General features: G+C 68.8%; 1 protein-coding gene and 1 pseudogene. Both read left to right on the forward strand.

What is annotated here, in order from left to right; genetic code table 11:
* Positions 1-34 precede the first annotated feature (34 nt).
* Positions 35-238 (forward strand): annotated as a pseudogene (locus IF54_RS44290) (condensation domain-containing protein); the annotation flags it as partial.
* A 133-nt stretch (positions 239-371) separates the two neighbouring features.
* Positions 372-567: hypothetical protein (locus tag IF54_RS43835; protein WP_234439182.1), on the forward strand; the 196-nt coding region annotated here is incomplete at its 3' end.

Consider the following 567-nt stretch of genomic DNA (forward strand, 5'->3'; position numbering starts at 1 on the left):
TGTGTTGCTGGCCGCGCATCTGAAGGTGCTGGGCATGCTGACGGCGGAGGACGCCTTCCACACGGGCGTGGTCTATCACGGCCGTCTGGAGGCCCCGGGTGCCGACCGCGTGCTGGGCATGCACCTCAACACCCTGCCCTTCCCGTCGGCCAAGGGTGCGGGTACGTGGCGTGAGCTGGTGCGGGAGGTGTACCGGCAGGAGACCGAGATCTGGTCCCACCGCCGCTATCCGCTCCCGGCCATCCAGCGTGCCGCAGGAGGCAGCGGCGGTGACTTGCTGAGCATCCTGTTCGAGTACCTCGACCAACGAGTTCGGGCTCAACGTCATCGCCCGCAACGGACGCTTCAGCCTCTTCAGCACCAGCTCGCTGATGAGCCGGGAGAGCCTGGACCGGCTGGCGGGGATGTACCGGTCGGTGCTGGAGGCGATGGCTGCGGATGCGGACGGGGACGCACGTGGTGTGTTGCTGTCCAGCGCCGAGCGGGGGGTGCTGCTCGGGGAGTGGGCCGACGGTTCGTCTGTCGGCTGGCCGGGTGGTCTGGTGGTGGACCGTTTCGAGGCGCAGG

It is taken from the genome of Streptomyces sp. NRRL B-3229 (assembly GCF_000719505.1).
Classification (GTDB): Bacteria; Actinomycetota; Actinomycetes; order Streptomycetales; family Streptomycetaceae; genus Streptomyces; species Streptomyces griseorubiginosus.